We start from the raw sequence: 7,800 nt of genomic DNA on the forward strand, positions 1-7,800 counted from the left end.
TGTACGCGGAAGACAGCCTGACGCTGACCGCCGGTAAGCAGGTGGATATCGGCGCGACGAAGAAATTCACCGTCGCCGCCGGTGACCAAATCAGCCTCTACAGCCGTCAGGGAACCAAAATGTTTGCCGCCAAAGGCGACATTGACGTTCAGGCGCAGGGCGGGAAATTCACCACCTGGTCAACGGACGATACGCATATTGCCAGTGGGAAAAAAATGACGGTGACAGCACAGGACGAGCTGGTTCTGATCTGCGGCGGAGCCTACATCAAACTGAAAGGCGGTAACGTTGAAATTGGCGGGCCAGGAAAACTGCTGGTTAAAAATGGCGGCATCGTCAAGCAAGGCTCAGCCAGCATGCAGAGTGCGATGAAATCGTTCGAGCCCGAACAGTTCAATGAAGGATTTGTTGTTACTCATCCGCTCAACGGCAAGCCACTGGCTTCCCAGAAATATAAAATCACACTGGATGATGGACAGATCATTGAAGGGCTGACTGATGAAAAAGGCATGACTTCTCTCACTAAATCACAAGCCGCACAGGATATGGTCATTTCGTTACTGGATGGCGAATAAGGACTTCAAGGACCGAATATGAAAAAGCTAACTTTACTCGCAGGTGCATTAGTATTTTCACTGACCAGCCTGAATGGCTGCGCCGTGACACCGCCTCCGGTGCAAACATCCACGCAGCCAGAAAAGCGGGCAGTACAACCCATCCATAACCCACCACAGGTGATTTATCGTATCGATAAAAATCGCTATCTCACGCTGGAGGATTATTCGAACTGCGATGATGGTTCCATTTATTATCACAATGATAACAAGAAGATAAAAACTAAGCTCTGGTTCCTCTCTAGGGGAACAATGAACTATAAGGGCAAGTTTATCTGGGCAGCCAAAAATGACGACATGCTGGCGATTCCATTGGTGAGCGGTGATAACGCACCTTGTGGTGACCCATTAAGAGGCTGTGCTTACAGCATACTATCGGCCAGTCATGATGGGGGCAAAAATTTTAGTGATATTAAATTCCATGCAACTGATAGCTCAGGTTCTAAAGATTACACAATCGTTATTTCTGATAATGCCATATATATTAAAAGCATCAACTATAATGCTGATAAATATGTACGCAATAACGAAGGTGCTTTTATACAACCAAGAGAATTATCAATTAACAACATTTTCTACAAAAAACTTTTGGCAATGGGAATACCTGATGATGCTTTAGATAAAAAAAATCTTTTGGATGTAAATGGGAGTTTATTATCAACTAAATATTCATATACTAATGAACAGCTTTCTGACTTGGGTAATAAGGTTAGTGCTTTATATTATGATATAAGAGATAATACTCCCCAAGATACAATCCCTAAATTGATGCCATTCCCTCAAAGCGCAACTCAATTTACCTGCAACACCGCATTGCTCCCTACTCAGCCTAAAAATCAAGGATGACTATGAAAAAGCTAACTTTACTCGCAGGTACATTAATATTTTCACTGACCAGCCTTAATGGCTGTGCCGTGACACCCCCTCCGGTGCAAACATCAACGCAGCCAGAAAAGCGGGCAGTACAACCCATCCATAACCCACCACAGGTGATTTATCGTATCGATAAAAATCGCTATCTCACGCTGGAAGATTATTCGAACTGCGATGATGGTTCGATTTATTATCACAATGATAACAAGAAGATAAAAACTAAGCTCTGGTTCCTCTCTAAGGGAACAATGAACTATAAGGGCAAGTTTATCTGGGCAGCCAAAAATGACGACATACTGGCTCTGCCATTTGTTCGTGGTGATAACGATGCATGCGGCGACCCGCTCAGAGGCTGTGCTTACAGCATTTTGTCAGCAAGTATCGATGGCGGCAAAAAATTTAGTGATATTAAATTCCATGCCAGTAATAGCTCTAACTCTAAGGATTATACAATCATTATTACCGATGATGCTATCTACATTAAAAGCGTCTACTACGATGCTGAAAAATACCAAACAAATAGCGCTGGTGGTTTTTATAACGTGAGGCAAGCATGGATAGAGAACGAATTTTATAAGGGAATGTTGAAGTTCGGAGTACCTGAAGATGTTTTAGTAAAAAGCAACCCATTAGGCTACTCATTTATTTGGCTAAAAGATAAACATAATTATTCAGACAGCCAGATTCATGAAGTAGATATTAAGGCTGATGCATTATTTAATCAACTTAATAACTCCCCTACATTAGAGAAACTCCCTAATTATAAATTAGGCATCTCACTGAGTAGTGAATTTAGTTGTAACGTTGGTCTGATACCGACTAAACCAAAAAATCAAGGATGACTATGAAAAAGCTAACTTTACTCGCAGGTACATTAATATTTTCACTGACCAGCCTTAATGGCTGTGCCGTGACACCGCCTCCGGTGCAAACATCAACGCAGACAGAAAAGCTGGCAGTACAACCCATCCATAACCCACCACAGGTGATTTATCGTATCGATAAAAATCGGTATCTCACGCTGGAAGATTATTCGAACTGCGATGATGGTTCGATTTATTATCACAATGATAACAAGAAGATAAAAACTAAGCTCTGGTTCCTCTCGAGGGGAACAATGAACTACAAGGGTAGGTTTATCTGGGCAGCCAAAAATGAAGACATACTGGCTCTGCCATTTGTTCGTGGTGATAACGATGCATGCGGCGACCCGCTCAGAGGCTGTGCTTACAGCATTTTGTCAGCCAGTATCGATGGCGGCAAAAAATTTAGTGATATTAAATTTGGTGCAATTAATAGCTCAAGCTCTAAAAATTACACAATCGTTGTGACTGATGATGCAATTTACTTCAAAAGCAACCTATATCCATCTACTGATAAGTATGCAATCAATAGCAATGGCGAGTTTTATAACGTAAGGCAAGCCTGGATCCAAGATGAATTTTACAAAGGGATGTTGAAGTTAGGTGTACCTGAAGATGTATTAGTTAAAGAAAATCCAATGGGATATTACGATCGTAGGCTAACTAATAAATATCATTACACTGAAGCACAGGTTGATGAACTAGGTGTTAAGTCTCTAGCTTTATTTCATACTCTTAATAACTCACCGTTCACCGAAAAGCTTCCCGATATTCAAACAAGTAATTTAGGTAGCAGCAAATTTAGCTGCAACACTACATCCCTATCTTCTCAGCAAAAAAATCAAGGATGACTTATGTCGGGATCATATAATCATGATCAGCCTACTCGTTTACTAAATAGTGAAACGACTCCTAATGGTATTCAACAAGCCAGAAGTACTATGAGTCCGCAAAATGTTTGTGTTCGAGGGGAGGTAAGAAAAGGTATCCAACTCCCAGGCTTGGTTATCTTTGTTCACGGCGTAAACTCAGAAGGTGAATGGTACAAAACAGCCGAACAATATCTTTGTGAAGGCCTTAACCAACGCCTGGGACTGGAAGGCTCTCAATTCGCCTTAACACTTAACTCATACAATGAAGACAGTACATTTCCAGTTAAAATCATTACTAAAGGCCGTTCACCTGTTATACGTTTTTACTGGGGATACTCAGCAAAACCAGGTAATGAAAATGATTTTGCCATCCCACTGAGAACAGCTTTAGGTGATAGCTATAGAGATCTTACAGATGAACAAATTAAGAATAGTGACGACCGTTTTTTCTGGGGCGGAGGTCCTTTCCAGAACGGCTGTACTTCACTGTATTCGCTGTGGAGCAAATATGGCTTCAGCAAATGGGTGAATAAAATCCCGATCCCTTTCAGTACGCAGTTTATCAATGAAGAAACGGACCGGCTTCTGGCAAATGCACCGCCGCGTGAATACTACGCCCATGCAGTCGAACGACTGGCAAATTTAGTGAAGAAAATTCGTGAACTCAGCCCGACGGATACCGTCACCGTTATATCTCACAGTCAGGGCACTATGATTGCCACCGCAGCGGCGGCAATGGAGGGCGCCGCGCCTGATGCACTCTTTGTGATGAATTCACCGCTCTGTCTGGAAAGTAAGGGGATGGACTATCTCTCCTATCCATTAGCGGAATGTATCTCTGACGTCGCCAGACGTGTCACCTTTGCTGACATTGTCGCAAAGGTGGCTGAAAACAAGGACCGGCTTAAGAACGCCAACCCGAAGAAACTCGTCTGTGGTCTTGACGGTGCGTGCGAGAACTGGCAACCGGATGGGAAAACCTCCAATCCGGATGTCCCTGAGCGGGACAATCACGGACGCACGTATATTTATTGCAGCCCACATGACAGGGTAATGGGGTCGTCACCCTTATTGAGTATTGGCTGGCAAGGGCTTCCCAATACGAAAGCCAGCAACTATACCCAGCCGCACCCTGTCTTTGCGATGGTGCCGAAAAACTCACTTTTTGTGCGCATGCTCGCCCGTAATATGGCTTGTGGCGAAGCACCGAATCCGCAAACACCGTTCGGTACGTTGCCAGATATGAGCAGGGACTGGAAGCCGAATGGCGGTAAGACATTCTGGGACAGCAATGATTCTGTGTTTAGTCGCCAGGCATGGCCTAATCCGGACCCAAACCAAAAGCTGTTCATCAATGCCGAACAGGTCCCTCTGCCAATAACTGCGGAGCAGCTGGCTGATTTCGATACAGACCGTAAACATATTAAAGATTTACCCGCTGACTTAGCTAAAAATGGAATCTATCTGGCCGACAAAGACTACGACGATTATGGCTACGGATGGGGGAAAAAAGATCCGTCTTCAAAGGGCTTCAACGACAATACCTACAAATATTACATCAAACTCTATGGCTTCAATGAGCGCAAAACCTTCCCTGTTCCGCCAGGCTCTGGTTCTCCCTATGATAAACGGAATATTGACAGGGAAAGCGTTGAGCATATGCGCTCGCGCATAAGCCAGTATATTTCCCGGCCTGCCGACCACAGTGATTTACCCCAGAACCCGTTGTTCCTTCAGCAGGTGCTGGCCTACGACTTGCCAATTGGATTCTGTAACATCGGACAAAACGAAACACAGATGCAGATGCTGCGAGATATGGCTGACTGGACACAAAGAGGTTCAGACCCATATTACAAAACAGGTACATTCACTCCGCCACCGCTGCCACCTATTATCCGTAAAGACGTGGATGCCGATGCCCAGCAACGTTATGACGCGGCGGTGAAAAAGGCCGAGGCTGACAATCTCGCGTTAGTCCGGGCACAGAAACCGCAGGGAGAACTCGCATGAAAAATGTGGTGGTTCTCGGGGATAAAACTTCCCACGGCGGTGCTGTGATTTCTGCTTCATCGACGTTTGAAATCGAAGGTAAAAATGCTGCACTGTTAAATGACAGCGTGAGCTGCCCTGAACACGGCCCGAACCGCATTATCGAATGCGAGCCGGGTTATGAGGAGCAGGGAAAAGGGATTGTGGTACATCTCTGCAAAACTGAATGTGGGTCGGTAGTGTATGCCAGCTTCCCTGATGCAGGATTCGAATAATGGGCTGGTCAGTTCCTCAGGCTGAACCTCAGCAAAAGCCACCTGCGTGGTCACCGTGGGTGTGCGTGTTTATCTTCCTGACGGCTTTTGCACTCGCTTTAGTCTGGGTAGTGCTCGATACGCCATCAACCGGATTGTATCCGTTGTCTTCAGGGCATTATCTGCCGCTGACCGGCTTCACGTTGATTGGGATCCTGTCGTGCCTGTCGCTTTATCTCCTGATATGGGAGGCCGGTGCGCTGATGTATTACAGCTGGACGCACTGGCAGGCAAATACAAACGCTGCGTGGCAAAACTGGACACATCAGCATCTGCATATTGTTGATAACGTGAACTTTACCACCCGTCTGGATTTATACCCGCAGGTCGCGGGCCTCTCCCGTCCAGAAGGCGATAACGAGGAGCCTGCGGTGTTACTGTTTCCTGAGGACGATGCGCCGCCGGGTATTTATCGCTTTGAAATCATCTGCCGCCATATCCTGACGTCGTTTGAAGACGCCATTAAAGCGCTGAATCTGCCAAAAAAGGTAACGTTCAGACTCTTTGTGCAGACGCAGACGGAGGTGACCGAAACACACGTTCTTTACCTCGAAGAGCTCTGGCAAACGCTTTATCCCGGATACTCGTTACAGGTAAACCCTGTTCGCCCGCAGGCCTCTCTGGAAACTGTGGGAACCTGCTTAGACGCACACACGCCCTCTCTCGTTATTGCGATGCAGTATTACGACGGTGTGGAGGAAAAGCCTCTCAGCGAAATCGCGACCGGCCTGCTGCTCTCCCCCGCCGACTTGCTTAGACCAGATACCCTGCAAAATGCCCCGCAGCTCTTCAGAGCCATGCCGCTAAATCTGAAAAAACTGCCGGAAGATTTGCTGGAACTGCGAGACATGACGCAGCAGCCGGCAGAGTCTCTTCGCCTGCTGTGGTTCTCCGGGCTGACCGACACCCTGCGTCAGAAGCTCAATGCCGTTGTCCATGACCTGAAATTACCGCTGCGCAACGAAGCCCCTATGGGCGGGCAGCTGGATTTCGACAAAGGCTGCGGGATGTTTGGGTCACTTTCAGGCTGGCTGATGATCGGCGCCGCCGCTGATATGATTAAGCGCGGTCAGGGCAGCCAGTGGGTATTGGCCGCCGCAGAAGAGTCAGCCTGGGCAGTCGTTGTCGGGAGTCAAGCGCCGGTTCAGGCTGACTATCACAGCCAGTTACCCCGCGATGTCTATCCTGCCGGATGCCTGGTCGCTTCACTGCTGTTCAATCTGGTGTTGTTCTGGTCGCTCGGCAATGCCTTCCCGGACTGGCTGTTTTCTTTCTGGGGCGCGATCACGCTGATCCTGACACTGGTTGTCACAATGACTGGCAGCGCCGTGGGCCTGCGGATCGTGTTAAATCGCCTGCTTGAGCCGCACTTTATCCGTTCTGCGCAGCAAGGAAGCTGATTGTGAAGAAATTCATTAAGCCACTGGGAATACTGTTCCTGCTGCTGGCCGTCGCAGTCGCGATTATCAGTGTGTTCCGGCAATACGGCGTGTTTTCTTCGTCCGCAAAGGACTCCGGCATTTTAATGACCGTTCTGGTCATCACGCTGATTGTCGCGCTTATTGCCCTGTCATTTACCCTCGTCACCACATCGGCCAGCTGGCGGGTTCCTGTGCGTCCTAAAGTCGCCCCGGCGGGTTTAGAATCAGAGCAACCCGTTCAGGCGTCCATTGATATTGGCCGGTTAAAATCTACCCTCCGGCATCGCTACGGCCTGCGCTGGAAACGCAAACTCCCCTGGCTGCTGGTGATGGGCGAAGCGACGGATATTGAAGCGGTCGCGCCGGGACTGACTCAATCTGGCTGGATGACGGTCGGCAATACCCTGCTGTTGTGGGGCGGGTCGCTGGCGGCGGGCGGCAATACGGCAGATCTTCAGGCGTTGCGCCGTCTGCGTCCTCACGCCCCTGCCGATGCGCTGATCTGGGTCAGCCATGAGGCGCAATATACTCAGGTGGCGCAGGCAGATTCCGTGCTTCGTGGTTATGAAATCGTCCGCCATATGCTGCGCTGGGAGCCGCCGGTGTATCTGCTGGACCGGCGGAAACTGACCTGGCCGCAACCCGAACGGCCGGTGCAGCTGGTCGGTGTGTTCGGGAACAAAAGGCTGACGCCGGAGTCTTTATCCTCTTCTGTCGATTCACTGCTCCCCGAACTTCGCGCACAGGGCTTGGCACAAATCAGCGGAAACCTGAGCCATGCGTTTTTGCTGCAACTGGCCAGTGATTTAAAAGCCCGCCTGACCGGTTGGACGGATGCATTCAAACCGCTGCTC

At 48.2% G+C, this 7,800-nt stretch carries 7 protein-coding genes and 1 pseudogene; all 8 read left to right on the forward strand.

Annotated elements, in window-relative coordinates:
- The coding region (locus ACM615_RS23665) for a DUF2345 domain-containing protein (protein WP_431012605.1) at positions 1–575 on the forward strand (575 nt) is incomplete at its 5' end.
- An 18-nt stretch (positions 576–593) separates the two neighbouring features.
- Positions 594–1,460: a T6SS immunity protein Tli3 family protein gene (locus ACM615_RS23670; protein WP_431012606.1), complete on the forward strand. Its 867-nt coding sequence runs from the start codon at positions 594–596 to the stop codon at positions 1,458–1,460.
- 2 nt (positions 1,461–1,462) lie between these two features.
- The gene (locus ACM615_RS23675) at positions 1,463–2,329 is read left to right on the forward strand and encodes a T6SS immunity protein Tli3 family protein (RefSeq protein ID WP_431012607.1); all 867 of its coding nucleotides are present in this window, start codon (positions 1,463–1,465) and stop codon (positions 2,327–2,329) included.
- A gap of 2 nt (positions 2,330–2,331) precedes the next feature.
- Positions 2,332–3,201, forward strand: a complete 870-nt coding sequence (locus ACM615_RS23680; protein WP_431012608.1) for a T6SS immunity protein Tli3 family protein — start codon at positions 2,332–2,334, stop codon at positions 3,199–3,201.
- 90 nt (positions 3,202–3,291) lie between these two features.
- The gene (locus ACM615_RS23685; protein WP_304486049.1) at positions 3,292–5,232 is read left to right on the forward strand and encodes a T6SS effector phospholipase Tle3 domain-containing protein; all 1,941 of its coding nucleotides are present in this window, start codon (positions 3,292–3,294) and stop codon (positions 5,230–5,232) included.
- On the forward strand, positions 5,229–5,486 hold the full coding sequence (locus ACM615_RS23690; RefSeq protein WP_113878377.1) for a PAAR domain-containing protein: 258 nt from the start codon (positions 5,229–5,231) through the stop codon (positions 5,484–5,486). Before ACM615_RS23685 ends, ACM615_RS23690 begins: the two co-directional genes overlap by 4 nt.
- Positions 5,486–6,925, forward strand: coding sequence for a hypothetical protein (locus ACM615_RS23695; protein ID WP_431012609.1), 1,440 nt, complete (start codon positions 5,486–5,488; stop codon positions 6,923–6,925). The genes ACM615_RS23690 and ACM615_RS23695 overlap by 1 nt, the downstream gene beginning before the upstream one ends.
- A gap of 2 nt (positions 6,926–6,927) precedes the next feature.
- A pseudogene (locus ACM615_RS23700) lies at positions 6,928–7,800 on the forward strand (hypothetical protein); the annotation flags it as partial.

Source organism: Rahnella sp. PAMC25617 (assembly GCF_050606005.1).
Taxonomy (GTDB): domain Bacteria; phylum Pseudomonadota; class Gammaproteobacteria; order Enterobacterales; family Enterobacteriaceae; genus Rahnella; species Rahnella variigena.

Coding starts and splice junctions, on each gene's coding strand:
- ACM615_RS23670 (WP_431012606.1), top strand. CDS start 594: ATGAAAAAGCTAACTTTACTCGCAGGTGCATTAGTATTTTCACTGACC.
- ACM615_RS23675 (WP_431012607.1), top strand. CDS start 1,463: ATGAAAAAGCTAACTTTACTCGCAGGTACATTAATATTTTCACTGACC.
- ACM615_RS23680 (WP_431012608.1), top strand. CDS start 2,332: ATGAAAAAGCTAACTTTACTCGCAGGTACATTAATATTTTCACTGACC.
- ACM615_RS23685 (WP_304486049.1), top strand. CDS start 3,292: ATGAGTCCGCAAAATGTTTGTGTTCGAGGGGAGGTAAGAAAAGGTATC.
- ACM615_RS23690 (WP_113878377.1), top strand. CDS start 5,229: ATGAAAAATGTGGTGGTTCTCGGGGATAAAACTTCCCACGGCGGTGCT.
- ACM615_RS23695 (WP_431012609.1), top strand. CDS start 5,486: ATGGGCTGGTCAGTTCCTCAGGCTGAACCTCAGCAAAAGCCACCTGCG.